This is a genomic window from Corynebacterium sp. c3Ub_189 (genome assembly GCF_039907195.1).
Classification (GTDB): Bacteria; Actinomycetota; Actinomycetes; order Mycobacteriales; family Mycobacteriaceae; genus Corynebacterium.
In genome coordinates this window covers 73,374-100,277 of the sequence record NZ_JASBOF010000001.1, presented here as the reverse complement: position 1 = coordinate 100,277, position 26,904 = coordinate 73,374, and the positions used below count along the sequence as shown (strand labels likewise).

Annotated in this window: 22 protein-coding genes; 10 read left to right on the top strand and 12 right to left on the bottom strand. The window is 61.2% G+C overall.

Annotated elements, in window-relative coordinates; genetic code table 11:
- The first annotated feature begins 47 nt into the window (after positions 1-47).
- Positions 48-3,935 carry an ATP-dependent RNA helicase HrpA gene (gene hrpA / locus QKD99_RS00475; RefSeq protein ID WP_347950422.1) on the top strand — a complete coding sequence of 1,296 codons (3,888 nt, stop codon included), beginning with the start codon at positions 48-50 and terminating at the stop codon, positions 3,933-3,935.
- On the opposite strand, the gene nrdR is transcribed toward hrpA, so the two are convergent.
- Positions 3,932-4,390, bottom strand: coding sequence for a transcriptional regulator NrdR (nrdR, locus tag QKD99_RS00470; protein ID WP_005328590.1), 459 nt, complete (start codon positions 4,388-4,390; stop codon positions 3,932-3,934). The two genes, hrpA and nrdR, sit on opposite strands and share 4 nt — an antisense overlap.
- 730 nt (positions 4,391-5,120) lie before the next feature.
- Here nrdR and lexA point away from each other — a divergent pair.
- Complete coding sequence (lexA, locus tag QKD99_RS00465) at positions 5,121-5,825, top strand: transcriptional repressor LexA (RefSeq protein WP_239277543.1); 705 nt, start codon at positions 5,121-5,123, stop codon at positions 5,823-5,825.
- Positions 5,826-6,184: 359 nt separating this feature from the next.
- Complete coding sequence (locus QKD99_RS00460; RefSeq protein WP_284765897.1) at positions 6,185-6,967, top strand: DeoR/GlpR family DNA-binding transcription regulator; 783 nt, start codon at positions 6,185-6,187, stop codon at positions 6,965-6,967.
- Positions 6,968-6,988: 21 nt separating this feature from the next.
- Here QKD99_RS00460 and ptsP read toward each other — a convergent pair whose 3' ends face one another.
- Positions 6,989-8,677: a phosphoenolpyruvate--protein phosphotransferase gene (gene ptsP / locus QKD99_RS00455; protein WP_297845249.1), complete on the bottom strand. Its 1,689-nt coding sequence runs from the start codon at positions 8,675-8,677 to the stop codon at positions 6,989-6,991.
- A 198-nt stretch (positions 8,678-8,875) separates the two neighbouring features.
- Between ptsP and QKD99_RS00450 the strand changes: the two genes are divergently transcribed.
- From QKD99_RS00450 to QKD99_RS00440, 3 genes are read left to right on the top strand one after another with little or no spacing between them, the layout of a single operon-like run.
- Complete coding sequence (locus QKD99_RS00450) at positions 8,876-9,841, top strand: 1-phosphofructokinase family hexose kinase (RefSeq protein ID WP_347950421.1); 966 nt, start codon at positions 8,876-8,878, stop codon at positions 9,839-9,841.
- Between the two features lie 13 nt (positions 9,842-9,854).
- Positions 9,855-11,978: a fructose-specific PTS transporter subunit EIIC gene (locus tag QKD99_RS00445; protein ID WP_347950420.1), complete on the top strand. Its 2,124-nt coding sequence runs from the start codon at positions 9,855-9,857 to the stop codon at positions 11,976-11,978.
- A gap of 54 nt (positions 11,979-12,032) precedes the next feature.
- A complete protein-coding gene (locus QKD99_RS00440; protein ID WP_005325102.1) occupies positions 12,033-12,302 on the top strand; it encodes an HPr family phosphocarrier protein in 270 nt (89 codons plus the stop codon).
- 68 nt (positions 12,303-12,370) lie between these two features.
- Here the strand turns inward: QKD99_RS00440 and QKD99_RS00435 are convergent, their stop codons facing one another.
- From QKD99_RS00435 to hflX, 3 genes are all read right to left on the bottom strand, one after another.
- Positions 12,371-13,360 carry an HNH endonuclease signature motif containing protein gene (locus QKD99_RS00435; protein ID WP_284765893.1) on the bottom strand — a complete coding sequence of 330 codons (990 nt, stop codon included), beginning with the start codon at positions 13,358-13,360 and terminating at the stop codon, positions 12,371-12,373.
- A 131-nt stretch (positions 13,361-13,491) separates the two neighbouring features.
- Positions 13,492-14,772: a solute carrier family 23 protein gene (locus tag QKD99_RS00430; RefSeq protein ID WP_347950419.1), complete on the bottom strand. Its 1,281-nt coding sequence runs from the start codon at positions 14,770-14,772 to the stop codon at positions 13,492-13,494.
- A gap of 31 nt (positions 14,773-14,803) precedes the next feature.
- Complete coding sequence (hflX, locus tag QKD99_RS00425) at positions 14,804-16,297, bottom strand: GTPase HflX (protein ID WP_347950418.1); 1,494 nt, start codon at positions 16,295-16,297, stop codon at positions 14,804-14,806.
- Between the two features lie 75 nt (positions 16,298-16,372).
- On the opposite strand from hflX, the gene QKD99_RS00420 reads away from it, so the two are divergent.
- Positions 16,373-17,170 (top strand): hypothetical protein, encoded by a 798-nt coding sequence (locus QKD99_RS00420; protein WP_347950417.1) that lies wholly within the window; start codon positions 16,373-16,375, stop codon positions 17,168-17,170.
- A 111-nt stretch (positions 17,171-17,281) separates the two neighbouring features.
- A complete protein-coding gene (locus QKD99_RS00415) occupies positions 17,282-17,818 on the top strand; it encodes a hypothetical protein (RefSeq protein WP_232619531.1) in 537 nt (178 codons plus the stop codon).
- Between the two features lie 46 nt (positions 17,819-17,864).
- On the opposite strand, the gene dapF is transcribed toward QKD99_RS00415, so the two are convergent.
- The 3 genes from dapF to QKD99_RS00400 are packed head-to-tail and all read right to left on the bottom strand — an operon-like array spanning position 17,865 to position 20,226.
- The gene (dapF, locus tag QKD99_RS00410) at positions 17,865-18,725 is read right to left on the bottom strand and encodes a diaminopimelate epimerase (RefSeq protein ID WP_347950416.1); all 861 of its coding nucleotides are present in this window, start codon (positions 18,723-18,725) and stop codon (positions 17,865-17,867) included.
- Between the two features lie 5 nt (positions 18,726-18,730).
- Positions 18,731-19,627, bottom strand: coding sequence for a tRNA (adenosine(37)-N6)-dimethylallyltransferase MiaA (gene miaA, locus QKD99_RS00405; protein WP_347950415.1), 897 nt, complete (start codon positions 19,625-19,627; stop codon positions 18,731-18,733).
- Positions 19,627-20,226, bottom strand: a complete 600-nt coding sequence (locus tag QKD99_RS00400; RefSeq protein ID WP_198493203.1) for a hypothetical protein — start codon at positions 20,224-20,226, stop codon at positions 19,627-19,629. Before QKD99_RS00400 ends, miaA begins: the two co-directional genes overlap by 1 nt.
- Before the next feature lie 136 nt (positions 20,227-20,362).
- On the opposite strand from QKD99_RS00400, the gene QKD99_RS00395 reads away from it, so the two are divergent.
- Both QKD99_RS00395 and QKD99_RS00390 read left to right on the top strand, forming a co-directional pair.
- A complete protein-coding gene (locus QKD99_RS00395) occupies positions 20,363-21,667 on the top strand; it encodes a DUF349 domain-containing protein (RefSeq protein ID WP_347950414.1) in 1,305 nt (434 codons plus the stop codon).
- The gene (locus tag QKD99_RS00390; protein ID WP_284814115.1) at positions 21,667-22,797 is read left to right on the top strand and encodes a GNAT family acetyltransferase; all 1,131 of its coding nucleotides are present in this window, start codon (positions 21,667-21,669) and stop codon (positions 22,795-22,797) included. The genes QKD99_RS00395 and QKD99_RS00390 overlap by 1 nt, the downstream gene beginning before the upstream one ends.
- 14 nt (positions 22,798-22,811) lie before the next feature.
- Here the strand turns inward: QKD99_RS00390 and QKD99_RS00385 are convergent, their stop codons facing one another.
- From QKD99_RS00385 to recA, 4 genes are read right to left on the bottom strand one after another with little or no spacing between them, the layout of a single operon-like run.
- On the bottom strand, positions 22,812-23,441 hold the full coding sequence (locus QKD99_RS00385) for a hypothetical protein (RefSeq protein ID WP_284814114.1): 630 nt from the start codon (positions 23,439-23,441) through the stop codon (positions 22,812-22,814).
- 22 nt (positions 23,442-23,463) lie between these two features.
- Positions 23,464-25,026, bottom strand: a complete 1,563-nt coding sequence (gene miaB / locus QKD99_RS00380; protein WP_198493206.1) for a tRNA (N6-isopentenyl adenosine(37)-C2)-methylthiotransferase MiaB — start codon at positions 25,024-25,026, stop codon at positions 23,464-23,466.
- 45 nt (positions 25,027-25,071) lie between these two features.
- Positions 25,072-25,674 carry a recombination regulator RecX gene (recX, locus tag QKD99_RS00375; RefSeq protein ID WP_347950413.1) on the bottom strand — a complete coding sequence of 201 codons (603 nt, stop codon included), beginning with the start codon at positions 25,672-25,674 and terminating at the stop codon, positions 25,072-25,074.
- A 49-nt stretch (positions 25,675-25,723) separates the two neighbouring features.
- Positions 25,724-26,860 (bottom strand): recombinase RecA, encoded by a 1,137-nt coding sequence (gene recA / locus QKD99_RS00370; protein WP_005328639.1) that lies wholly within the window; start codon positions 26,858-26,860, stop codon positions 25,724-25,726.
- Between the last annotated feature and the right edge of the window lie 44 nt (positions 26,861-26,904).

The window sequence follows — 26,904 nt, the reverse complement described above, 5'->3', positions numbered from 1 at the left end:
CAACTTTTTCCTCATTTCAGGTGGACGGGTAAACTCGTTGCCTAGTCATGACTAAGAACGAATCCCCTTCTCGCGACGAGCTCTTCGCCGCACTCGAAAATGTCACTTTGGCCGAGGCCCGCTCCTTCCGTCGCCGCCTCAAGAAGGCTCGCGCCCCTAAAGCGCTGCAAGAAATCGGCGCTGAAATCCATGCCGCTGCCGAGCGCGTCGCGCTTACCGACGCCGCTGTTCCCACCATCACCTACCCCGAAGCCCTCCCCGTCACCGCCCGCAAGGACGATATCGCCGAGGCCATTCGAGACAACCAGGTCGTCATCATCGCTGGTGAGACCGGTTCTGGTAAGACAACTCAGATCCCAAAGATCTGCCTCGAGCTGGGCCGCGGCCGGCGGGGGTTCATCGGCCATACCCAGCCGCGCCGCATTGCAGCGCGCACCGTGGCCGAACGCATCGCCTCGGAATTGGACCAGAAAATCGGGGAGTCCGTTGGCTACGCCATCCGCTTTGACGATCGCGTGTCTGAGACCACCGCCGTCAAGCTGATGACCGACGGCATCCTGCTCGCCGAGATGCAGCGCGACCGCTTTCTCAATAAGTACGACACCATCATCATCGACGAGGCCCACGAACGCTCGCTCAATATCGACTTCCTCTTGGGCTACTTGAAGCGCCTATTACCTAAGCGCCCAGACCTCAAGGTGATCATCACCTCCGCAACCATCGACCCAGAAAGCTTCGCCGCCCACTTTGCCGACGCCGACGGCAACCCCGCCCCCATTATCGAGGTCTCCGGACGCACCTACCCCGTAGAAATCCGCTACCGGCCACTCGAGTTCGAGGCCGGCGAAAAAGTAGTGGACCAAGACCCGCTCGACGGCTTGACCGAGGCCATCGAAGAGCTCATGCACGAAGGCGACGGCGATATCCTGTGCTTCTTCCCTGGCGAGCGAGACATCCGCGATGCCATGGAAGCCATCGAAGGCAAGAAGTGGAAAAACGTCGAGGTCACTCCCCTCTTTGGCCGTCTATCCAACCAGGAACAGCACCGCGTGTTTAGCGAGCACCGCGGCCGCCGCATCGTCTTGGCCACCAATATCGCCGAAACCTCGCTTACCGTACCCGGAATCCGCTATGTCGTCGATACCGGCACCGCCCGCATCTCACGGTATTCCACGCGCACCAAGGTCCAGCGGTTGCCTATCGAGCCCATCTCGCAGGCCTCCGCCAACCAGCGCTCCGGCCGTTGCGGCCGCGTCGCCGACGGCATCGCCATCCGCCTTTACAGCGAACAGGACTTTGAAAGCCGACCCGAGTTCACCGACCCAGAAATTCTGCGCACCAACCTTGCCAGCGTCATCCTGCAAATGGTTTCGCTCAAGCTCGGCGATATCGAACAATTCCCCTTCATCCAACCTCCCGAGCACAAGGCCATCCGCGATGGCCTCACACTCCTCCACGAGCTCGGCGCCCTCCACGACAAGCAGGACAAGCCCTCTCTCACCACCATCGGCCGCGATCTTGCCCGCATCCCACTGGATCCGCGCATGGCTCGCATGCTCATTGAGGCCAATACCAACGGCTGCCTCGATGATGTCATGGTCATCGTTGCCGCCATGACCATCCAAGATGTGCGCGAGCGCCCCCTCGACTTCCAAGCCCAGGCCGACCAAGCCCACGCCCGTTTCAAGGACAAGACCTCAGATTTCTTCTCCATGCTCAAGCTGTGGGATTACATCAAGCAAACCCGCAATGAGCAATCCGGCAATAAGTTCCGCAAGCGCATGAAACAGGAGTTCCTCCACTACATGCGCATCCGTGAGTGGTTTGACTTGGTGCGCCAGCTCAAGGACGTCGCCAAGCAGCTGGGCTGGACCTACCAGGAAGGCACCGAGCGCCGCTCCGATGACATCCACATGTCCCTCCTTTCGGGCCTGCTATCCAATATCGGCGCCCGCGATGGCAATTCCAAGGAGTTCCAAGGCGCGCGCAACACCCGCTTCCTGGTATTCCCCGGCTCCGCCCTGGCTAAAAAGCCTCCCGAGTTCCTCATGGCCGCCGAGCTGGTGGAAACGTCCCGCCTCTGGGCGCGCGATGTCGCCGCCATCGATCCCGCCTGGGTGGAAAAGCTCGGTGCGGACCTGCTCAAGCACAACTACTCCGAGCCCACCTGGTCTCGCAAGCGAGCCGCCGCCATCGCGCACCAAAAATCCACGCTCTACGGCGTGCCCATCGTGGCCGACCGCACCGTGCCCTACCACCGCGTCGATTCCGCCGCTGCCCGCGATATGTTCATCCGCAACGCCCTTATCGCCGGCGACTGGAACACCCACCACGCCTTCTTCAAGGCCAACGCCCAAGCGCTTGACGACGCCGCCGCATACGAAGAAAAGGCCCGCCGCCGCGGCCTCATCGTGGACGAAGATACACTCTTTGACTTCTACGACCAGCGCATTCCGGCAAAGGTAACCACCGGCCGCCACTTCGACTCATGGTGGAAAAAGGAGCGCCGCCGCACCCCGGATCTGCTGAATTTCGATCCCGCTAAGCTCATCGATGACTCCCACGAGGTCACCGAGGAATCCTTCCCCGACCACTGGCACAAGGGCTCTATCGATTACGAACTGACCTACAAGTTCGAGCCCGGCGATCCTCTCGACGGCGTCACCGTAATGGTTCCCATTCCTATGCTCGCCGGCTTGGATACCGAAGGATTCGATTGGCTTGTTCCAGGTCTTCGCCTTGAGCTCGTCACCGAGCTCATCCGCAGCCTGCCCAAGGCCCTGCGCCGCACCGTCGTACCCGCGCCCGAATTTGCCGAGCGCGCCATCGATCGCCTCATCCCTTATGAAGGCCCCATCACCCAGCAGCTTGCCGACGTCCTCCGCGAACTCGGCGGTCAAGGAATCAACGCCACCGACTTCCAGGCCAGCAAGCTACCCGCCCACCTGCGGATGAACTACGGGGCCATTGATAAGCGCGGCAAGATCGTCGACTCCGACCGCGACCTCGCGGCACTCGTCCGACGTCAGGCCGGGCATATCAAGTCCTCCGTGTCCCGCGTCTCGCGCACCTCCGAGTCCACCGCCGTCAGCGAATGGACCGACGACACCCTCGGCACCATCGATGACACGGTCAAGACCACCGTGGACGGCCACGAAGTCACCGCCTACCCTGCCCTGGTCGCTACCAAGGACGGCGTCGAACTCAAGGTCCATCCCACCAAGGCCGCCGCAGATGCCGCCATGGTCACGACCACTCTTACGCTCCTCATGCGTGAGATATCCGTCAACGCCTCACAAATGGTCAAGGGCCTACCATTGCAACAGCGCGTCGCCGTCGATTCCTATCCGCACGGCGGCGCCGACGGCCTTGTCAATGACGCCCGCGTCGCCGCGATCCGCGACCTGATGCTCGAAGCCGGCGGACCCGTCCGCACCCCCGCGGCGTTCCAGAAGCTTAAAGACACCGTCAAACCCCAGGTCCCAGGACGCGTACGCCAGGCAGTGGTAGCTATTGCACCGGGACTCGCCGAGTACTCCAACCTGCGAGCGGAGCTCGCTCATTGGGACGGCCCAGCAATAGATGACATGCGCGCACAATTGGACTTCCTCCTACCCCAAAACGCCATCACTGTCCATGGAATGTCCCATCTGCGTCATCTACCACGATATATCCAAGCCATGCGAATTCGTCTAGAGGACATGAACCTTGACCCGGACCGCGATGCGGACCGCCAAGCCGAGGTAGACAACGCCAAGGCTTACCTATCTAACCGCCTTCGCAACCTCCCGGCAGGCCGCGAAAAGACGCGCGAGGTCAAGGACGTACGCTGGATGATTGAAGAACTTCGAGTTTCTCTTTTCGCTCAGCGCCTTGGCACAGCCCATGCCGTTTCACTCCGCCGTATCCAAAAGGCGGTGGACAAACTGCGCTAAAAGTCCTCGCGATCTCGCCTTCGCATCAGGCGAATCTCGGATTCAAAGTCATCTGCGCTTTCAAAGGATTTATATACAGAGGCGAAGCGCAGATAGGCCACTTCATCAAGGTCCCGCAGTGGTTCTAGGATGGCCAAGCCAATCTCGTTCGCGTTGACCTGCGAGGAGCCATGACTGCGCACGGTCTCCTCCACTTCTTGCGCCAGCTTCTTCAGGGCATCGTCGCTGACATCTCGCCCCTGGCAGGCACGGCGCACACCGCGAATCAATTTATCTCTACTGAAAGGCTCGGCCAGACCGTTTCTCTTCACCACAAGCAGCACGGCCTTCTCAACCGTGGTAAAGCGGCCCTTGCACGAAGCACACTCGCGCCGGCGACGAATCGACGCTCCAGCATCGACCACACGCGAGTCGATGACGCGGGATTGCTCATTGTGACAAAAAGGGCAATACACGGTGGTCCTTTCACTGACGTTGTTACGCCAGTAGTTTACTCACCTTCGATTTCGTGCGACCACCGACCTTCGCCCCACCATTCCCCCTATCGTGGTACTGCAGCCTCTACTTGTTGCACATTAGAAGCTGGCGGTTGCGGTGTACTGCTTCCTTCAGCGCCAGCTAGTCCACCTAACAAAGTGCCCACAAAGACCGCTACACCAAACACTGCGCCCAATGCGTAGTTACCTGTGTTCGACTCACCCACGCTGTTTCGGCCCCTATTCGATCTATCCCCAGAGCCTCCGGGCGACGTACGGTTCGAACGATAGGTCGTGCAATCTTCCACACGTAGAGTTCGAACATACCGAGAGTTTGCGGTACCGCGGACCACAGAACCGTAACCACGCTCCACATCCCACACGGATGCAGAAGGCACCACTACAGGTTCAGTAGCATTGCGAGTTACCAGGTTATTGCGAGAATTGATCAACAGAGACATGACTTTCCTTTCGACGACTGAACCCACCGTAGGCGTCTCATGCGACACGTCATGACAGCCAGTCGCCATAATGTTCGATTTAGTTGGTACGTTCGATTTATAGCATCGCTTCGAATACTTGTCCACCCCAACGCGCAAATCTCGAACATCTGTACTTTTCGTGCTACAAATGACGTGTGGCAACTTTTCAGCGCCGCCAGCTAACAGACCACCGATAAATCCACCCGACCCCCTCCGAGGAGCCAGCAATGGGCCGCAAGCCAAAGAAGACTACCGAGAAGACCGACTACGCTTCCCTATCCGACCGCCAGCGACGCATTCTCAACGTCATTAGTGACGCCGTTATGTTGCGTGGCTACCCACCAAGCATTCGCGAAATTGGTGACGCAGCAGGCCTGCAGTCCACATCATCGGTTGCCTACCAGCTAAAACAATTGGAAGAGAAGGGATTTTTGCGCCGGGACCCTAATAAGCCGCGTGCTGTAGATGTTCGTCACCTTAATACGGATGAAGGCGCCAAAAAGCCGGGCCGCAAGCCGGCCAAGTCTGAGCAGCAAGTTCCCGAGGATGCAGGTGCCGTTTCCTATATTCCTGTGGTCGGCCGTATCGCTGCGGGAGCACCCATTACCGCAGAGGAAAACGTGGACACATACTTCCCCATGCCTGACGAGGTGGTCGGTAGCGGCGACCTTTATATGCTGCAAGTAGTCGGCGACTCGATGCAGGATGCCGGCATCCTTGACGGCGACTGGGTAATCATTCGTTCCCAGTCAGTTGCAGAGGAGGGCGAGTTCGTCGCCGCCCTGCTCGAAGGTTCTGAAGCTACCGTCAAGGAGTTCCACCGTGATTCCTCCGGCGTGTGGCTGCTTCCCCACAATGATGCCTACGCTCCCATCAACGGCGATGATGCGGAAATCATGGGCAAGGTTGTATCGGTATTCCGTAAGCTTTAACCACTCACCTGACGCAGATTCCATTACCCCGCAAGGGCCGAGCGTAGCCCCCGCGGGGTCTATCTATGTACACCCTTCGTTGACGCAGCCCGTATCCTGCCACCCCCATTTTGGCTCTATTTCGGACCCGGACACCAAAAGAGACGAAAATCCCAATTTCCCACTTTTCCTGATAACCAGGCATTTCAAGGTACCGGCTCTAAAATGCAGCTGTGCAAGTTTTTGCTTTAGTCCGTTTGTTCCCGATTTTTGAGACAATAGACTAAGCAAAACAACATCGCCGGATTTTCACTTCCGCATAAAATGGCAATTTTTACCCCCGCGCCATGACGCGATGTCTCTAGATTCAAGGAGGAATCATGTACGCAGAAGAGCGGCGTCGCCAAATTGCTTCCCTCACCGCCGTTGAAGGCCGCGTCAACGTCACTGAGCTCTCAGAACGCTTCGAAGTTACGGCCGAGACCATTCGCCGCGACCTTGCGGTGCTTGACCGTGAGGGTGTCGTCCATCGCGTGCATGGCGGCGCAGTAGCCTCCCAAACCTTCCAGACCGCGGAGCTTACCCTGGATACCCGCCAGAGGTCCGCCTCCGGCGCAAAAGCGGCTATCGCCCGCGCGGCCCTTGATTTTCTCCCCCACGGCGGCGGCAGTATTTTCTTGGACGCAGGCACCACCATCAATGCGTTCGCGGAGCTCATTGGACAGCAATACCCGCAGGCGCAGTTCAATATTGTCTCCAATAGCTTGCCTATTGCCCTGTCGCTAGCGGGCAATGGCGTGCCTGACGTCCAGCTACTTGGCGGTACGGTCCGCGCGATTACCCAGGCCGTCGTTGGCGATACCGCACTGCGCACCCTAGCTTTGATGCGTGCCGACGTCGCCTTTATCGGCACCAATGCCCTCACCCTAGACCATGGCTTGTCGACGGCCGACTCCCAAGAGGCAGCCATCAAATCCGCCTTCGTCACCAATGCCCACAAGGTAGTGGTCATGTGTGACTCCAGCAAGCTGGGCAATGACTACCTTGTAAGTTTCGCCTCTGCCGCCGATATCGACGTCGTCATTACTGACGCTGCTGCCCCCGATTCCTTCGTGGAAGCGTTGCGCGAGCGCGAAATTGAGGTCGTGCTCGCCAGCGAATAATCCCCCGATCCTTCGCCCAATTTAGGCGAAGGACTCCATGCGTTCGACCACTGCGGTACGGGCAGCGTCAGGGCTTTCCGCATCCAGTGCCACCTCGGCAAGCTGCTGACACTGTTCCAAGGTAACTTCTGCCAGCTGCGCGCCGACGCCTGCTACCGCCGTCGACGCTGCGGATAGCGAATTTACGCCCAAGCCGGTAAGCACGCAGGCCAACATCGGGTCGGCTGCCGCCTCACCGCAGACGCCAACCGCAACGTTATTAGCTTGGCCCACGATGCAAGTGTGCTGAATGAGTCGCAGGACAGCCGGCTGCCACGGGTCGGTCAGGTAGGCCAGCTGTGGAGACAAGCGGTCCGCAGCCATCGTGTACTGAGTCAGGTCATTGGTGCCGATGGACACGAAATCAAGGTGCGGCATGATTTTATCCGCCATAAGCGCTGCGGCCGGAACCTCAATCATGGCGCCAGCAGTCAGGCCGCGCTCGCGGCACAGGCTAGCAAACCACTGGGCCTCGGTAGAGGTGGCAACCATAGGAGCCATCACCCAAGTCGATGCTTTGTCATCGCGAGCCGCAGCCGCCTGCGCAATCGCATCCAGCTGGCGGGTCAGCAAAGCCTCATTATCGCGTGCAATACGCAGGCCACGAACACCCAATGCTGGGTTTTCCTCGGAGCTTAGCGTGGCATAAGAGATAGGCTTATCGGATCCGGCATCCAGCGTACGCACGACAACCTTTGACTCAGGAAAGGCATTAAAAACCTTGCCGTAAATCTTTGCCTGCTCGTCCACGCTCGGTTCTTCACTAGCAGAGAGGAAGGACAGCTCCGTGCGGTAGAGACCAATGCCCTCTGCCTGGGAATCCGAAGCAATGCGGGCGGCGTTGCCATCAGCGACGTTGGCAAGCAGCTGCACGCGGTGGCCATCCTTGGTTTCAGCCGGGCCGCGCCACTGGGCAACGCGTGCTGCACGCTCGCGATATTCGGCCACGGCCTTTGTAGAAGCCTCTTCGTCGGCCCCAAGAGTGACGGCACCCACTGCACCATCGACGAATACCAGCGTGCCGCTTTCAATATCGCTAAGCGCGGTGCCCACAGCAACGATGCATGGAATATCCAGCTGGCGGGCGATAATAGCCGTGTGGCTGGTAGGTCCCCCCAGCTCGGTGACAAGGGCCTTGATGTGCTTGGTATCCAGCGTCGCGGTATCGGCCGGGGCCAAGTCATCCGCGAAGAGCACGGCCTCGCCGTCTACGAGCGGCAGCCCCGGCTCGTCCTCGCCGCGCAGCTCTGCGATTACGCGGTCGCGCACGTCCTTTAAGTCAGTGGTGCGCTCGGCCATCACGCCGCCGGCGGCCTCGAACATGGTGACAAACTTATCGGTGGCGCCGACAGTAGCGAACTCCGCATCCTGGCCGGTGCGGATGTTTTTGCGCACGGCTTTGTGCCAGCCACGGTCCTTGACCATGCCGGCCGTTGCGGTCAGAACTTCCGCAGCCTGGCCTTCTGCGGCAGCAGCTCGCTGCTCCAAACGGCCAGCGACAGTATCTACGGCCGCAAGGAAGCGGTCGTATTCAACATCACTCGCTTGCTCTGGGTCGATGCTTCCCTCGGTAGGCAGGGCGGGGCGAGGGCGGACCCACACGGCTTCGGCGTAGGCGACTCCGGCAACGACACCGGTTCCTTTGATTGTGGACTCAGACGCGTTTTCCATGAGCGTACTTCCTTCGAAGATAGCGGTTTATTAACTTCCAGAACACCACAAATCGGATAGAAAAGCAATGTATACCACAGGAATTCTGTTGACTTTCGGGCACAATCGGACAAGAATCAACATTAAGGGCGGGCCATGCCCGTACGGTTCTCTCCAACGGCGTTCGGCCCCCAATATACAACCTGCGAAAGGGACGACTTGATTCTCACGCTGACCCCCAATCCCAGTATCGACGCCACCCTTGTGCTCAGTGATCCATTGACCTCCGGTGATGTCCACCGCGCCAGCGAGGTCACACAGGTTGCTGGCGGCAAGGGTGTAAACGTCACCCATACCGTGCACTTGGCCGGCGAGCAATCCTTGGCTCTTTTCCCGGCCCACGACTCCGATTCCTTCCTGAATCTCATCCACTCGGCTGGACTGCCTTCCTCTGCTATCCCCATGGACGGCACAGTTCGCGTCAATACCACCATCACCGAGCCTGATGGCACCACCACCAAGGTCAACGGTCCAGGCCCTGCGCTTTCCGACGCCGACTCCCACGCCATTACCTCCGAACTCACCGCCCGCGCCCTTGCCTCCGACTGGGTGGTTCTAGCCGGCTCCCTGCCGCGTGGCGTCAACACCGATTGGTATTGCGACCTCATCTCCGCAGTCCGAGCAGCCGCACCACAGGCTCGCATTGCCGTCGATACGTCTGACGCCCCAATGCAGGCCATTGGCGAAAACCTCAATTCTGCTGCGCCGGATCTCATTAAGCCGAACGGCCTAGAGCTCGGCCAGCTCACCGGAACCGACGGCCGCGAATTGGAAGACCAGGCCGCACGCGGCGAGTACGCGGGGATTGTGCGGGCGGCCCGAGACGTCGTCAAGCAGGGCATCGCAGAAGTACTCGTCACCCTTGGCGGTGCCGGCGCGGTGCTGGTTACCGCGGACGGCGCTTGGGCTGCAACTCCCCCGCCAGCAACGGTGAAATCCACCGTAGGCGCCGGTGACGCCGCGCTCGCCGGATACCTCCTCGGCCGCACCGCCGGTAAGTCGCCGGCCGATAGCCTTGCGCAGTCGGTGGCCTACGGAACTGCGGCTGCATCCAAACAAGGCACCCAATTCCCTCGCCCAGAAGAACTCGATATCGCACATACCCCCGTACAATCGCTAGCCTAAGGAGTGCCTAATCATGGCTTCCGACCTCATCACTACCGACCTAGTCGCGCTCGACGCCGACTTCGGCGACAGCGTTGACTCCGTTATTACCAACCTGGCCACGCTAGTCCATGACACCGGCCGAGCCACCGACATCGCCGGCTTGGCCCAGCCCGCCATCGACCGCGAGGCCAAGGCCGGTACCGGCGTCCCTGGCGGAGTCGCCATTCCGCACTGCCGCTCCGAGGCAGTGACCGAACCCACCCTCGCATTCGCCCGCCTGAGCCGTGGCGTGGATTTCTCCGGCCCTGACGGTGACGCCCAGCTGGTCTTCCTCATCGCTGCTCCGGCCGGCGGCGGCAAAGCCCACTTGAAGATTTTGTCCAAGTTGGCCCGCGCTCTAGTGCGCAAGGACTTTCTCGAGTCTCTGCGCAACGCGCCCACCAAGGAAGAAATCGTTCGGCTTGTACTGGACGTAGTCAATGCCGAAAAGCCGAAGAAGAAGCCAGCCGAGGAACCGGCCGCCCAAGGCGCTGCTGCCGGCACTGCCGCAACCGGTACCGATGCCGGTGCCGCCGGCCCCTCCGCCGCCGCGCCCTCGGCCGCACCCCCTACCAACGCAGAACCTTCGGCCGATGTCACCCGCATCGTGGCCATCACTGCCTGCCCCACCGGCATCGCCCACACCTACATGGCGGCCGACGCCCTCACCCAAACCGCGGCCGAGCGTGATGACGTATCTCTGACTGTTGAGACGCAGGGCTCGTCTAATAATGAGTCTGTCTCCCAATCCACGATCGACGCGGCCGATGCGGTCATCTTCGCCACGGACGTCGGCGTGCGCGACCGCGAACGCTTCGCCGGCAAGCCGGTTATCGAGTCTGGAGTCAAACGCGCCATCAATGAACCTGGCACGATGCTCGACGAGGCGATCGCAGCCGCGCACAACCCCCACGCGCACAAGGTCTCCGGCACTGCTACCCGCGCCGATGCGGAAGAAGAAGACAAGTCTCTTGGTTGGGGCAAGCGCATCCAGCAAGCCATTATGACCGGCGTGTCTTATATGGTCCCGTTCGTTGCGGCCGGTGGTCTGCTGCTCGCCCTCGGCTTCCTTTTCGGTGGCGCCGATATGGCAAATGGTTGGCAGACACTATCGACGGAGTTTTCGCTCGGCAACCTCCCCGGCCATGACGTGACCGTTGACGGCGAACTCATGCACTTCGAGCGCTCCGGGTTCTTGCTCTATCTCGGCGCTGTTCTCTTCGCCGTAGGCCAAGCGGCAATGGGCTTCATCGTCGCTGCGCTGTCGGGCTACATCGCCTTTGCGCTGGCTGGCCGTCCGGGCATTGCTCCGGGCTTCGCAGGCGGAGCGATCGCAGTTACCTTGGGCGCTGGATTCATCGGCGGCCTAGTTACTGGCCTGCTGGCAGGCTTCATCGCGATGTGGATTGGCAACTGGAAGGTACCGCGTTGGCTAGGCTCGCTCATGCCGGTTGTCATTATTCCGCTGCTGACATCGTTGGTTGTCGGTCTCGCCATGTACCTGGCACTCGGCATACCGCTGGCAAACCTCATGGAAGGCCTGCAAAATTGGCTATCGTCCATGTCCGGTTCTTCGGCTGTATTGCTGGGTATCATTCTCGGCCTGATGATGTGCTTCGACTTGGGCGGCCCAGTTAATAAGGCGGCCTACCTCTTCGCCACGGCCGGACTGTCTACCGGCGACGAATCCTCCATGCAGATCATGGCCGCCGTCATGGCGTCCGGCATGGTCGCACCAATTGCGCTGTCGCTGGCTACGTTTATCCGCAAGTCGCTGTTTACACCGGCCGAGCAGGAGAACGGCAAGTCCGCCTGGCTGCTGGGTCTGTCCTTCGTCTCGGAGGGTGCCATCCCGTTTGCGGCGGCCGATCCGTTCCGCGTCATCCCTTCGATGATGGCCGGCGGCGCGGTGACGGGCGCGATTTCGATGGCCCTGTCGGTCGGTTCCCGTGCCCCGCACGGCGGCGTGTTCGTCTTCTTCGCCATCGACCCGTTCTGGGGCTACCTCGTGGCCATCGCGGCCGGCGTGGTTGTCTCCACTGCGGCGGTGCTGGCGATGAAGCAGTTCTGGCCTAATAAGGCCGTCGAAGAAGCCGCCCAGAACGTGGCAGTATAAACCAAACACTCGTACACTGGATTGTAAAAATCCCCGTAAGAAAGGATATTTTCCATGGCTTCCAAGACTGTAAAGGTTGGCTCCTCTGTAGGCCTGCACGCACGTCCTGCATCTATTATCGCGGACGCTGCCGGCGAGTTCGATGAGGATATCTTCCTCAACCTGGTCGGCGATGATGATGAGGATGAGACCGATGCGGCCTCTTCCCTGATGATCATGGCTCTTGGCGCAGAACAGGGCGATGAGGTTACCGTTACCTCCGAAAACGAAGAAGCAGTGGAAAAGATTGCTGCTCTCATCGAGAAGGACCTGGACGCTTCCTAAGCCCTAAAACGGTTCGGCTCTAGGCTCCCCACCCTTGCGGTGGGGAGCTTTTCGCTTGCCGACGCCACCTATCCCCACGGTGGCACCCACGTCACCTGCCCGCGCACGCGGGCTAGCCGGCCACGGCGCGGCGGGGCGTTGGGGTCATCGTCATTGACGCCGTTGTGATAGGGACAGCATGTTGCAAGGTTCGCAGCGTTGGTCTCGCCGCCATGCTTCCAGGCTTTGAGGTGGTGAATCTGGCACTTGTCGGCGGGATAGTTACAGCTCTCCCACGGGCATACCGGGTTGACCGCAGCCGCCATGAGCCGCTGCTTGTCGTTAGCCACGCGCGAGGTCCGGTAGAGGTTGACCGGCCCCTCGTGGGGATGGACGAGCGTGACATAGCCGTGGTCGCTCAGTGTCCGCGCGACAAGCTCCGCTCCGGTGATTCGAGCGCCGTTGGTGAGTTGGAGGGTGATTTCCTCGCCGCCTCCGTCTACTACGCGGTCGAGCTCGTCGAGGGTGAGAACCACCTGAGTCGTCACCGTCGCCCGCGTCGCATTCGCCTTGCCAAAGAAGAGGTCTTTGGCAGATTCCAGGGGCTTATTGGCATCCAATGCAGCGTGCATATCCGCCACATCGGCTGAATCCCCGGTAATAGTCAGTGACCACGGACCGCCGGAGCGGCGGGTAAGGCGCACTCCCTTTTCGGGCGCGCGGCGAGGTCGCAGTTCGCGTACCAAAGCGCGGGCACGCTTTTCCAAGGCGGTGGCGCTGCCGCGAAAGGCACACAGCTCGGTGCGTAGGGTCCAGGCGTCGCGCTGCGTCGGCAAGCGCAAGGCGTATTTTTCAATCAGCAATAGCACGTCAAGGGAATGCCTAGTCTGCCGCGCCGCTCGCTGTTTGGCAGCAAAGCCGCACCGGCCGAAGTAGGTATCGCATAGACGCAGCAGGTCGCGCGCGGCTATGTCAGAGGCACCCCGCGCGATGAGCTCGCGATCGCTAAGCCCTTGAACGGCGGCGACAATGTCCATGCCGGCGTTCACTGCGTTTAGATATGCATCCAATGCGGTCATGCTGCTAAGTTAAATAGACCCCGCACGCCTAAGCGAGCCGCATACCGGCGCGCTGTGGATAACCCGCGTTGCTCCGTCAACAACGCTGCCCGCCGCGGGCGCGCGACGGGCAGTTATCCACAGGTGGAAAATTAGTACTTGGCGCCGTGCCCCTCGCCGACGGAATCGTAAAGCTTTTTCATAATCGGATAGGCCACGATGATGCCTACGGAGCCCCACGCAATGCCCTCGAGGGAAACCCCACCCACGGTGAGGGTCAGGTTGCCGATGCCCGCGATAAGCGCCACCGCGGCCGCAGTCAGGTTGACCGGGTTATTGAAATTAACCTTATTATCCATCCAGATGCGCACACCCAGCATGCCGATGAGTCCATACAGCACGATACAGGCGCCGCCCAGAACGCCGGTCGGGATGGTGAAAATCAGCGCACCAAACTTCGGCACGAAGGCCAAAAGGATGGCGGTAAAGGCCGCCACCCAGTAGGCGGCGGTGGAATATACACGGGTTGCGGCCATCACGCCGATATTCTCGGCGTAGGTCGTGGTACCGGAGCCGCCGAAGCCGCCAGCAAGGGTGGACGCAAGGCCATCGGCGATCAGCGCGTCACCGGCCAGGTCATCGATATCGCGCTTGGTCATCTCGGAGACGGCCTTGACGTGGCCGACGTTTTCCGCGATGAGTACCACCAGCACGGGAAGCGCCACGGCAATGGCGGAGACGTTGAAAGAAGGCGCGTGGAATTCCGGCAGGCCTACCCACGGGGCGGCATCGATGGCCGCGACGGCGTCATCGCCGAGGTTGCCGGTCAGCGCAGCGAAGACCCAGCCGACGACCACGCCGAGCAGGATGGACAGGCGCGAGACCATACCGCGGCCGGCGACGGTGGTCAGCAGGATGACGAGCAGCGTCACCGCGGCCACGAGCGGTTGGGAGGCGAAGTTCTCGGCCGCATTCGGCGCTAGGTTCAGGCCGATGAGGGCCACGATTGCACCGGTGACGGCCGGCGGCATGACGGCATCAAGCACGCGGCGGCCGGCGATTTTGACTGCCACACCCACCGCAGCCAAGACGAGGCCGGTGACCAAAATGGAGCCCGCCTGCGCGGCGATTCCGTACTGCTGCGACGCCGAAAGCGGCGCGATGAACGCGAACGAGGAGCCGAGGTAGGACGGCAACCGGTTGCGCGTGATAAGCAGGAACAAAATGGTGCCGAGGCCGGAAAAGAGCAGCGTCGTATTGACGGGGAATCCGGTCAGGGTAGGAACCAACAGCGTAGCGCCGAACATGGCCACCACGTGCTGCATTCCGATGCCGATGGTTCGGCCCCAGCTGAGTCGTTCTTCCGGCGCTACGACCGCGCCCGGTGCAATCCTTTTACCGTCTCCGTGGACGGTCCAACCTTTTAAGCTCACGAGCCTTAATTATGGATCACCCAGGCTGGTTTTAGGAAACTTCCTCCACGATGAATTCGGCAAGTTCGCGGGCGGTGGGTGCGGGAAGGCGGACGTCGACAAGCGTGCCATCGGCCGTGTACTCCTCGTGGCGCACCGTGCCCTCGGCGTGTACGCGGGCCACCACATCGCCGCGGGTGAAGGGAACCTGCAGCTTGACGTGGCTATCGCGGGAGTTGAGGAAAAGCTCCACGCGCGCGGTAAGCTCGTCGATTCCCTCGCCCGTGCGCGCGGATACGCAGACGACGTCCTCGTGGTCGAGTACGTGACGCAGCTCGGCGAGCACTAGCGGGTCGGCCTGGTCGATCTTATTGATCACGATGATCTCGGGCGGGGCCTGCTCCCCAGTTTCCGCGACAATGTCATAGATGACCTGGTTGACGGCCTCAATCTGCTTGAGCGGGAATGGGTCAGAGCCATCGACCACGTGCAACATGATATCGGCGGCCAGCACCTCTTCCAGGGTGGATTTGAAGGCTTCGACCAGCTGCGTGGGCAGGTGTCGGACAAAGCCGACGGTATCGGTGAAGACGACCTGGCGGCCGTCGGCAAGCGTGGCACGGCGAGTGGTGGGGTCCAACGTGGCAAAGAGTGCGTCCTCCACCAGCACGCCGGCGCCGGTCATGGCGTTGATGAGCGAGGACTTTCCGGCGTTGGTGTAGCCGGCAATGGCTATTTGCGCGATAGTCGAGCGCTGACGCTTGGAACGCTTGACCTCACGGGCGGTCTTCATAGCGCGCAGCTCCTTGCGCAGCCGGGCCATCTCCGTGCGGATGCGGCGGCGGTCCGTCTCAATCTTGGTCTCACCGGGACCGCGCAGGCCAACGCCACCGTTGGAGCCGGCGCGGCCGCCCGCCTGGCGCGAAAGGTTGCCGCCCCAACCACGGGTATGGGTGTAGAGGTATTCCAGCTGTGCCAAGGAGACCTGCGCCTTGCCCTCTTTGGACTTGGCGTGCTGGGCAAAGATGTCAAGGATGAGCATCGTGCGGTCAATGACCTTGGTGTTAAGCGCGCGCTCGAGAGCGGTGAGCTGGCCAGGATTGAGCTCGCCATCGCATACCACGGTATCGGCGCCGGTGGCCTCGACGATGTCGCGCAATTCCTTGACCTTGCCGGAGCCGATGAAGGTGCCGGAATCCGGCTTATCGCGCTTTTGGTAGATCATCTCCACTACTTCGGCGCCGGCGGTCTCGGTCAGCGCCGCGAGCTCGTCCATGGTGGCTTCGACTTCGGCCACGGTGCCTTCGGTCCACACGCCAACCAGGATGACGCGCTCGAGGCGCAGCTTTCGATACTCCACCTCATAGCCATCGGTGGTGTCTTCGGCGCGGATGGTGGTCTCACGGGTAACGCGGCGGAAGGCGTTGCGCTCTGCCAGGTCAAGGTCACCGGTGGTGGGCGTCGCCTGTGGTGCGGTAGGGGCCTCGTTATCGCGGAACGCACGGGCGAGGAGATCGTCGTTATTGTGCTGGGAAAATTCGGTCATACTACCTTTCATTTTGGCATGTTGCGGCCGAAAGCGGGAATTGCGGATTCTTAGCTGGCTGCGCAAGGCGATACAATGGCGGGCATGAACGTTAAGGACACTGGGGTGAAGCAGAATACCGAGATGCAGGCGATTGGCCTCAATTTCGAACGATGGCAGGATGCCGTCGAGGCCGCTATCGCTAGCGATCGCTTGGCCGTTACCGGCGAGGTACGCGGTGGTCAGCTGATTCAGTTCACCGATCCATCGGGCGCGCAGCTCAATATCCTCGCGGTGGAACCTTTTGCTACTTTCATTGGCTTCAATGCCGTTACGCAGGGGTTCGCCCACGTGGAGATGGTCAACGATGTCCTCGCCCTGCTGGAGATTATCGATCCTTTCGGCACCACCATCGCCCAGGCCACCGCAAACTTGGCGCAGGGGCCTTTGCTTGCCGACGAACCCTTGCAACAGTGGCAGCAAATCTCCCTCACCGCCATGGGCCTTGATGTCCGCACCTACGAGTCTGCCGATGCCTATGAGGCGGCCGAGGGCGAATTCCCGGCGCTCTTTGAGTCCGCGGGGGCGAAGGTAATTTCCTCCGGGTCTGGCGCGGAGGTTCCTACCCCGGCTGCTACCTTTGCGGCGCGCGTCATGGAATCCGAGTGGCGTACCAATGAGCTCACCGGCGAGAAATTCGCCCACCTCGTCATGGATGGCCTCTTCCCCTTCGATCTCTGCCTGCCTGCAGGCAGAGATGAGCTGCCCGCCAAGGACTCTATCGTGGCCGGCACCGCCCTGCTGACGGCTTCTATTGAAATGCCCAGCGGTGGCTGCGGCGACGGCGCTGGCTGCGGTTGTGGTTCCGGAGGCTGTGGCTGCGGCGGCCACTAAGAACTGACGCAAAGGCTTGGTGGAATAGCTGTGTGGATGCCTTTCCCGGAAAATGCGAGGAACCGGCGTGTATTGGTTCTCGCGCTGATCCTGGTCGGATCAGTGGCGGTTGTGGCAACCCTAAAACTCCCCGGGGTTTTCATCGCGGCACTACTCATCGCGGCAGCACTGCTCATGCTCCACGCACGGCCGGATGCCTCGGAGCAGGCGGCGCTGCGCAGCTCTATTCGGCTCTCTGCCGAAGATATTCAGGACGTCTTGGCCGAATACGAAGACTTCCGGTCCTCCGAGGCGGCCGAAAAGATCGCGGACCGCACGCTTTACCGGCCGGCGCTTTTAGATCTGGATTGCTCCGACCCCACCATCGAAGCCTTCCACTATGAGATTTCGGGCTCCCGACGGTTCCTGCGCCGGCTGAACCTACGCGTCAACTCGGAAGAGGTCAGCACCAACGAGCTGGAGTCCTTGCTCAAGGTGACCGATGGACGGGCTCGCGAGCTCAAGGAAACATGGCTATCGGCCCGCCGCGCCGCTTTTGCGCTCGGGCCGAAGTATGAAAAGAACGAAGTAAAAAATCGCGCCCTGCGCCGCCAAGCCCTCGAAGAGCAAGCATTCGAGGAAGAGGAAGGCGAAGGACGCAGCGCCTAAGCACTCACCGTGTACCGCGCACCGCGCGCGTCGGGCCCGACGCGGTCTAAAGGGAGGTCTCGCCGGTGGCGACGATCGCGGACGGGCCGGTCAGGCGCGAACCGCCCTCGTAGATGTCCACTGTCACTTCCCCGCCGGGGACGTGTACGTGCACGGTACCGTGAGGGGTGGTGGTGTGGTCAACGGCGGCGTCGGCAAGCGCAGCGGTCGCGGCCGCCACGGTGCCCGTGCCGCAGGAGCGGGTCTCTCCTACCCCGCGCTCAAAGACGCGCATGTGCACGTGGCCATCACGCAGCGGGGTCACGACCTCAACATTCACGCCGGCGGGGAAGAAAGAATCATCAATGATGGGCTGCTCGAATGTCTTGGCTGCAAGGCCCTCGGCGTCCAGCCCCGGCACCACGGCCGCGAGGTGGGGGTTGCCCATGTCAACGCCTAGACCGGCGTAGCTCTCCCCGGCCATAGACGCGGTGGATACACCCGTTACGTCGGCCGGTCCCATCTCCACGGTCACCTCTGCCGCGTGCTCATCGCACGAGTGCACCGTCACGCGCTTGGCGCCGGCGCGGGTACCGATGGTGAACTCGCCTTCTTCCACGAGGCCGCGCGAGCGCAGCCAGTGGGCGAAAACGCGGGTGCCGTTTCCGCACATTTCGGCCACGGAACCGTCAGCGTTGCGATAATCCATGAACCAGTCAGTGGGCGCGATGCCCTCGGGCAGCGACTCGATTTCCCCGGCCGCGAGCAAGGCCTCGGCGCGCACGACGCGCAGCAATCCGTCGCCGCCGATACCGGCGCGGCGATCGCACAGCGCCGCTACGCGCTCGGGGGCAAGCGGCGTGGTGGCCGCGTGGTCTTCGACGATGACGAAGTCGTTCTCAGTTCCATGACCCTTGGCAAATTTCATGCTCCCTACCCTAGCGCGCGCAGCGCCTGGGCGGTCGTATCGCCCGCGGCATCCAACCACATGATGCGCTTATCGCGGTTGAACCACGAGCGTTGGCGGCGCACGTAGCGCCGTGTCCCGGTAATAGTGCGCTCGACGGCCTCATCCCACGTAAGTTCGCCACGCTGGGCTTGGAATACCTGCGCATAGCCAATGGCGCGCCCGGCCGTGGAATCGGCAACCAAGCCTTGGGCTTGGAGGCACTCGACTTCCTCGATGAGCCCGCGCTCAAACATCAGGCGCGTGCGCAGCTCGATGCGCGGATTAAGCCAGTCTGCGGTGGTGCGCAGGCCGAGCAAACGGGTGCCCCACCGCGGCGGGGCGTCCTTCGGCGGTTGACTAGCCTTATAAGGTTTACCGGTCAGTTCGATGACCTCCAAGGCACGCACGGTGCGCCGTGGGTCCTTATCTTCAATGATGGCGGCCGCGGCCGGATCCACCTGCGCCAGCTCCTCATGCAGGGCATCGGTACCGATTTCTACGCGCCGGGCCTCATACTTGGCGCGGACGGCGGGGTCGGTGGGTGGAAACTGCCAGTCGTCGACAAGCGCTTGGGCATAAAGCATGGAACCGCCGACTAGGATTGGCGTCTTGCCGCGGGCCATGATGCCTTCCACGTCCGCGATGGCATCGCGCTGGTAGCGCGCCACAGAAGCGGTCTCGGTCACGTCCCACACATCGAGCTGGTGGTGCGGGATTCCCTCGCGCTCGGCCGGGGTGAGCTTGGCGGTGCCAATGTCCATACCGCGGTAGAGCTGCATGGAATCGACGTTGACCACCTCGCCGCCCAGCTTCTGCGCCAGCGCCAACCCCAGCGCAGATTTGCCGGAGGCGGTGGGTCCAAACACTGCAATCGGGCGCATTAGACCTCCCACCCTGCAACGTAGCGGCCAACCCCCAGGGTGGCGTCGGTGGCCAGCAATTGCGCCTTCTTTGGTTGTAGTCCTGCTAACTCCTCCCACAGCGCGGGCTCTACCACACCGCGCTGGGACAGCCATTCGCCTGCCTTGCTTGCCGACGCCCCCATGAGCACCTCCTCGCACCACTCGTGCGCTTCCTGGGCACCGGGAACGAGCGCCAAGGGGGCGCGCTCGGTCAGGCCCGCGCTGCCATCTGCCACGACGATGGTGAGCGCCGCCGGATCCGGCTGGCCAATGTGCTCCCGGCTAGCGCGGGCGTGAAGCTGCGGCACGCTGTGCAGCACGTACCGAGCCATGATCTCCGGAAGGAAGTTGCCGCCGCCCAGGTCAGTGGCCGCACCCCAGGCCCGTAAGCTTCCGGAATGGGCGGTATACCAGCGCTTATCCTGGCTGCCGACGATATCTACTTCCACTATTCCAGCGGCTGCAGCCTCCACTGCGAGCGTACGGGCAGCGGCAAGCAGGGCGCGGGAAGCAGCGTCATTGGCGGAAAGCTCCACGGCCAGCGCCGGTGACGCAGGCATTACCATGAGATTGAACATTATTCCTCCATACTATCTACCCAAGTGGAGGTAATTAAATAGAATCTGGGCACGCGCGGGATATTCGCGGTAATGTATCCAGTGATTTTATTCGGCAGCCGTGACGCGCGGCGATCTATGCATAGGAGGGCTTGTCATGTCTCCCATCCCTACCCCAGGTTCCATGCCCAAGAAGGGCCCTCGTCCCACCGCAAAGCCTGTTCCCGTGCAGGCACCAAGCAAGAACGACCCGGCTAAATGGGGCCGCGTCGACGCGGATGGTTCCGTCTTCGTCTCCGCTCCGGAGGGCGAACGCAAGATTGGCGAATGGCAGGCCGGTACCCCAGAGGAGGGCCTACAGCACTACGGTGCGCGCTACGACGATCGCTCCACCGAAATTGAATTGCTCGAGGCTCGCCTGCGCGCCAACCCCAGCGAGGCCGCTGGCATCAAGAAGACCGCAGCGCAATTGCGCGACACCCTGCCTACCGCTGCGGTCATCGGTGATATCGCAGCACTTGACCGCCGCCTTGTTGCCGTCATTGAGCACTCGGTAGAAGCCGGTGAGCAGGCGCAGGCCGATAAGGAACGCCGCCGCGAGGAAGCTATTGCTGCCAAGGAGAAGCTGGCGGCGGAAGCAGAAGACATCGCAGAAAATTCCACCGAATGGAAGGCCGCCGGTGACCGCATCCGCGCCATCTTAGAAGAGTGGAAGCAGATTAAGGGCATTGATCGCAAGACCGATGATGCCCTGTGGAAGCGCTACTCCCGCGCCCGCGACTCCTTCAACCGCCGTCGCGGCTCCCACTTTGCCGAGCTGGACCGCGCCCGTGCGGTTGCCCGCAAGAAGAAGGAAGAACTGGTCGAGCGCGCCGAGGCTATCCAGGATTCCACCGAGTGGGGACCCACCGCCCGCGCCTACCGCGATTTGATGACTGAGTGGAAGGCTGCCGGCCGCGCCCCGCGCGACGTGGACGATAAGCTCTGGGCCCGCTTCCGCGCCGCCCAGGACAAGTTCTTCAATGCCCGCAATGCCGTCAATGACGAGCGCGACCGCGAGTTTGCAGAAAATGCCAAGGCCAAGGACGCCTTGATCGCGGAATACGACGAGCAGATCGACCCGTCCAAGGGCATCGAGGGTGCGAAGGCCAAGCTGCGCGAGCTGCAGGAAAAGTGGGAAGAAATTGGCTTCGTTCCCCGCAAGCAGGTGCGCGAGTACGAGTCCAAGATTGAGGCGCTGGAGCAGCGCGTCACCGAGGCAGAAAAGTCCGAGTGGCGCCGCACCGACCCAGAGGCGCAAGCACGCGTGGCACAGTTCCAGGCCAAGGTCGATGAGTTTAACTCCCAAGCCGAGGCAGCTGAGGCCAAGGGCAATGCGAAAAAGGCCGCTGATCTGCGTGCGCAGGCTGAACAGTGGCAGGCTTTTGCCGACGCCGCCGCTAACGCCGTCAATGACAAGTAGTGCACCTCGTCCACATTGCGCGGCCACCGCGGCCGGCGCACTCGCCTACCGCTCACGCCCGGCCCAGCGAACCTGCGGACTGTATTCGCAGCTTCGTCTTTTGGGCCAACTTGGCGGCCCAAGAAGCCAGCGGCGATGCCGCGGCATCGACGTCGCCGGGCCGTGTGGTCCAGCGTCTGCAGGGTTCTAGCGAATCACAGACCTATCTCTTTGCCGTAGTGGACGGCGACTCCACCCTTGGTGAGGTTTCTGATCTTGGCCTGCCGCTCATCCCCTCGGTGGAGCCGAGCCCGGAGCTGGATTACCTTGGGTTCATCCACATTAGCCTGCCGCTTTTGGAGGAGCGCGAGGCCGCTGAAATTGAATGCGTGCTGTGCGACCTGCCTCTGCCCGGCGAGCAGCTCGATGAGGAAGGGCGCAAGGTTGCCGAGTGGATGGGTACGAAGGCGCTGGAGCTGGCCCGGCAGCTCGGCCGCACCGTAGCGCACGTGGGATTATTGAACCCGCCGGGCGCGGATCCAGACTACGACGCTATGGGCAGCATCTACCGCGAGTTGGGATTTACGCAAAGGCATGCGGAGCACCAGCTGGTGATGGACATCCCCGAAAGCCCGGTCGCAGCACTGCTCCCAGCGGGAATCACGGCCCGAGTCTGGCCGGATTACGACATCCCTGAGGACTACCTCGACGAGGTCATGCGGCTGCTTAGCCTAGCGTCCAAGGACGCGGAGACCGGGAATCTGACGGTGGAGCCCATCGTGTGGACGCGTGCTCGATTGCGCGAAGCGCACAGCCGGCTGCGCTCTCGTCGCGGGCACACACTTCTTGTCGCACTCACCGCCGAGGACGGGAGCATTCTCGCACTAACCGAAATGGCCCGGCACGAGGACGCGAATCCTGAAGTATGCGAGTGGACTCTGACTGTGACCGATCGCCCGCACCGCCGCCGTGGACTTGCGCAGCTAGCGAAGCTCACAGCGCTGCATGAGGTGGCAGGCTATTGGCCACGGGTACGGCGCTGCTATTGTTCCGTTGCCGCCAAGGACGCGGCCATGAATGCCATTTACCGCAGCCTGGGTGCCCGAGAACTCTCCCGCTCTTCCGCGTGGGAGTTGCGGCTGCGGGACTAGTGGCGGTGATAGGCCTACTGCTCGCCGCGCTGGGCGCGGTGGCGTTCGGCGGCTTGCTTGCGGCGATTGTCCACAAGGGGTTCCTGACTCGGTGCCGCGTCAATTTTGGATTGGAATTCGCCCACCTCATCGAGCTGTCCGGCGGTGGCGCGCACGCGGGCTTCGGCAGCCTTCTGCTCTGGGCTGCGGCGCAGCGCCACCATGCTATAGGCCAGAAATGCTAGGAAGGTAGCCAGCATTCCTACCCACATTCCCAACGACGCCCCGTCGGAAGTAGAGCCACGGAACCAGAAGCCCCATAGGTTAGCGAAGAAGGACACCGTCACCAACATCCACGCGATGAGTCCCGGCGTAGCGCGGCGGGTAAACAGCGTCACCGGAGTAAGAACGCCCAACCCAATGAGCGCGAGCCACGCGGAGACGGTTTCCATGATGGAAATCCTGACGCCACTTGACGTGGTGCCGAAGGTCAATGCCTCCCAACCATGGGCCGGACCGGCGTAGGGCAAAATCAGGTAGAGGATATAGACCACCACTGCAATACTCAGCGTCACCTTGTGACCGCCGAGGTCCATTGTTTGTGCTGCTCTACGCTCAGCGTTAGCTGCATTATGGGCTGCGGTGGTCGAATGTTCCTCAGTCATGGCTCCCTAGCCTACTCCCCTGCTAGCAACCGCAGGAATCGCCAGATTCGGCCGCTGCGGGCTTGCCAATCGACGGCAATCCCAGACCGACGCCGATGGGTGCGGTGGTAGGCGTTTCGCCGGCAGCAGACATGTCCCCGGCCTTGGTACGGGTGTGGGAGGTCACGGCGGCGTCGGCAAGCAAGAAGAAGGAGCCCGCACCGGTGACCTGGGTATGCACCACATCGCCAGGGCGAATCTCCGCCGAAATATCCGTGCCATCCGAATCAACCGGGGTAAAGTGCACCAGGCGGCCATCGCGCGCACGGCCGGTCATGCGGTGGGTTTCATCGTTCTTGCGGCCACCTTCGGCCTGCACCAAAAGCTCCACATCCGTGCCGATGAGCTTCTTGTTTTCCTCTGCCTGAATGCTATCTTGCAGGGCAACGAGACGTTCGAAACGATCCTGGACGACCTCCTTGGGAATCTGATCCTCCATTTCCGCAGCCGGGGTTCCCGGGCGCGGCGAATACTGGAAGGTAAAGGCCGAGGCAAAGCGAGCGCGGCGCACCAATTCCATGGTGTCTTGGAAGTCTTCCTCGGTCTCGCCCGGGAAGCCCACGATGATATCGGTCGTGATTGCGGCGTGCGGAATCTTGTCCCGTACCTCGTCCAAAATCCGCAGGAACTTCTTGGTGCGGTAGGAACGACGCATGTCCTTAAGGACCTTGTCGGAGCCAGACTGCAGCGGCATATGCAACTGCGGGCACACGGCCGGGGTCTCGGCCATGGCATCGATGACGTCGGAAGTAAACTCCGCTGGGTGCGGGGAAGTAAAGCGCAGGCGCTCAAGGCCTTCGATCTTGCCCACCTCGCGCAGCAGCTTCGAAAAAGCGAAACGGTCGCGTGGCATGTCGGGATCGGCGAAATTGACGCCATAGGCATTGACGTTTTGCCCCAGCAGGGTGACCTCGGATACGCCCTGATCTACTAGGGCTTTGACTTCGGCCAAGATATCGCCGGGCCGGCGGTCCTCTTCCTTGCCGCGCAGGGAAGGAACAATGCAGAACGTGCAGGTGTTATTGCAACCTACGGAAACAGAAACCCAGCCGGCATAGGCAGACTCACGCTTGGCTGGCAAGACCGACGGAAAAGCCTCGAGGGAATCAACGATTTCCACCTGGGCTTCATCGTTGTGACGGGCGCGCTCCAGCAGCGTCGGCAGGGCCGCCATATTGTGAGTGCCAAAGACAGCATCAACCCACGGGGCATTATCTAGGACGGTGTCCTTGTCTTTCTGCGCCAGGCAACCGCCCACGGCAATTTGCATGCCGGGATGATTTTCCTTGGTCTTCTTCAAGGCACCCAAGGTGCCGTAGAGCCGCTTATCGGCATTTTCGCGCACGGCGCAGGTATTGAAGACGATGAGATCTGGCTCCACGCCTTCGCCGGCGGCCGCGTAGCCGGCCTCCTCCAAGAGACCAGAGATGCGCTCCGAATCGTGCACATTCATCTGGCAGCCGAAAGTTCGGACTTCATAAGTACGGTTATCTGCGATTGTCTGCTCCACGTCGGCATAGTTTAGCCATGAAGCTAGGCATCTCATAACTGCCGGACTTGGCCATTCCGGTGCTGCCCTGCCTTGGCCGTATCAGTCCTCTGCGCGCAGCTCCGCGCACCGCGCGTCAAGCGCCGCGATTGCAATCTGCAGCGACATCCCTTCATTGAAGCCACGGCGTGCCAGCACTCCCACGATGCGGCGTAGAGCCTTGTCGCGCTCCTTGCGATCCTCCGGTACGAACTTAATGGAGCGGGCCTTCTTTTCCGCAAGGGCCTGTGCCATAGCTTGTTCATCGGCAGGGTCGATTTGCTCGAGAGCCTCAGCACGGTCAGCCTCACTCACGCCCTTTTCCCGCAATTCCCTGTTGAGAACCGAACTGGACTTGCCGCGCCGCTTATGGCGCTGGCGCACCCACTCGTGTGCAAAAGCGGCGTCGTTCACCAGGCCCGCGTGGGCTAAATCATCTAACACTTCCTCCACGACATCTGGCTCAAACTCGGCCTTTACTAGACGGTCATAGAGCTCTTTCCGGGACCTAGAACGCTGATCCAAAAGACCCAGCGCCCGAAAGCGGACCTTGGCCTTAGCTTCTTCTGCCTCTCGATCAAATAGCCCGCCCCCTGCCGCTCCATTCTCATAGGCCTCGAGGGCCTGACGAAGTTGGACGAGCTTTTCGGGGGCGGGTTGATTCATGATGCAGATTCAAATGGTACGCGGAGTGTGTGGGGACGGGTTAGACGTTTTAGTCGTCATCAAAATCGACGTTTGGAACGAGATCAACGGACTCGTCGGTCAATGGATCATCGGCTCCAGGAACGTCCATCGCGGCACCCTCTTCACCTTCGGCCGCGGCCTCGCCGATACCGAGCTTCTGGAAAATCTTCTGCTCGATTTCATTGGCCAGATCCGGGTTATCCTTCAGGAAATTACGCGCTTTCTCCTTACCCTGGCCCAACTGGTCGCCTTCGTAGGTAAACCAAGAGCCGGACTTGCGGATGAAGCCGTTTTCGACGCCAAGGTCAATAATGGAGGACTCGCGAGAGATGCCTTCGCCATACATGATGTCGAACTCGGCAATCTTAAATGGTGGCGAGACCTTGTTCTTTACTACCTTGAGCTTGGTGCGGTTACCGATGGCATCTTGGCCATCTTTTAAGGTCTGGATGCGGCGGATATCGCAGCGCACGGAAGAGTAGAACTTGAGAGCCTTACCACCGGTGGTGGTCTCAGGCGAGCCGAACATCACGCCAATCTTTTCGCGCAGCTGGTTAATGAAGATAGCGGTGGTCCCGGAGTTGTACAGGGCACCGGTCATCTTGCGCAGCGCCTGCGACATCAGGCGGGCCTGAAGGCCGACGTGACTATCTCCCATCTCACCTTCAATTTCCGCCTTCGGGGTAAGGGCAGCTACGGAGTCAACGACGATGATGTCGATTGCGCCGGAGCGCACCAGCATATCGGCAATCTCCAAGGCCTGTTCGCCGGTATCTGGCTGGGAAACCAAGAGGTTATCGGTATCCACGCCAAGCAGGCGAGCATACTGCGGGTCGAGAGCGTGCTCGGCGTCAATAAACGCGGCAATGCCGCCATCCTTTTGCGCAGATGCAATAGCGTGCAGCGCAACAGTGGTCTTACCAGAAGACTCCGGGCCATAAATCTCTACGATGCGCCCGCGCGGGAAACCACCAATACCCAGAGCGACATCGATTGCGGTATTACCGGAAGAAATGGCCTTAATCGGTGGGCGGTTGTCATCACCCAGGCGCATCACAGCGCCTTTGCCGTAATCCTTCTCAATCATGGCCATTGCGGCATCGAGGGCCTTTTGGCGGTCATCTCCCTTAGAGGCGGCAGAAGAAGACTTCTTTTTGGTTGCCATTAACTTTCATCCTTATCTTTAACGACGATGTACTAACGCATTAT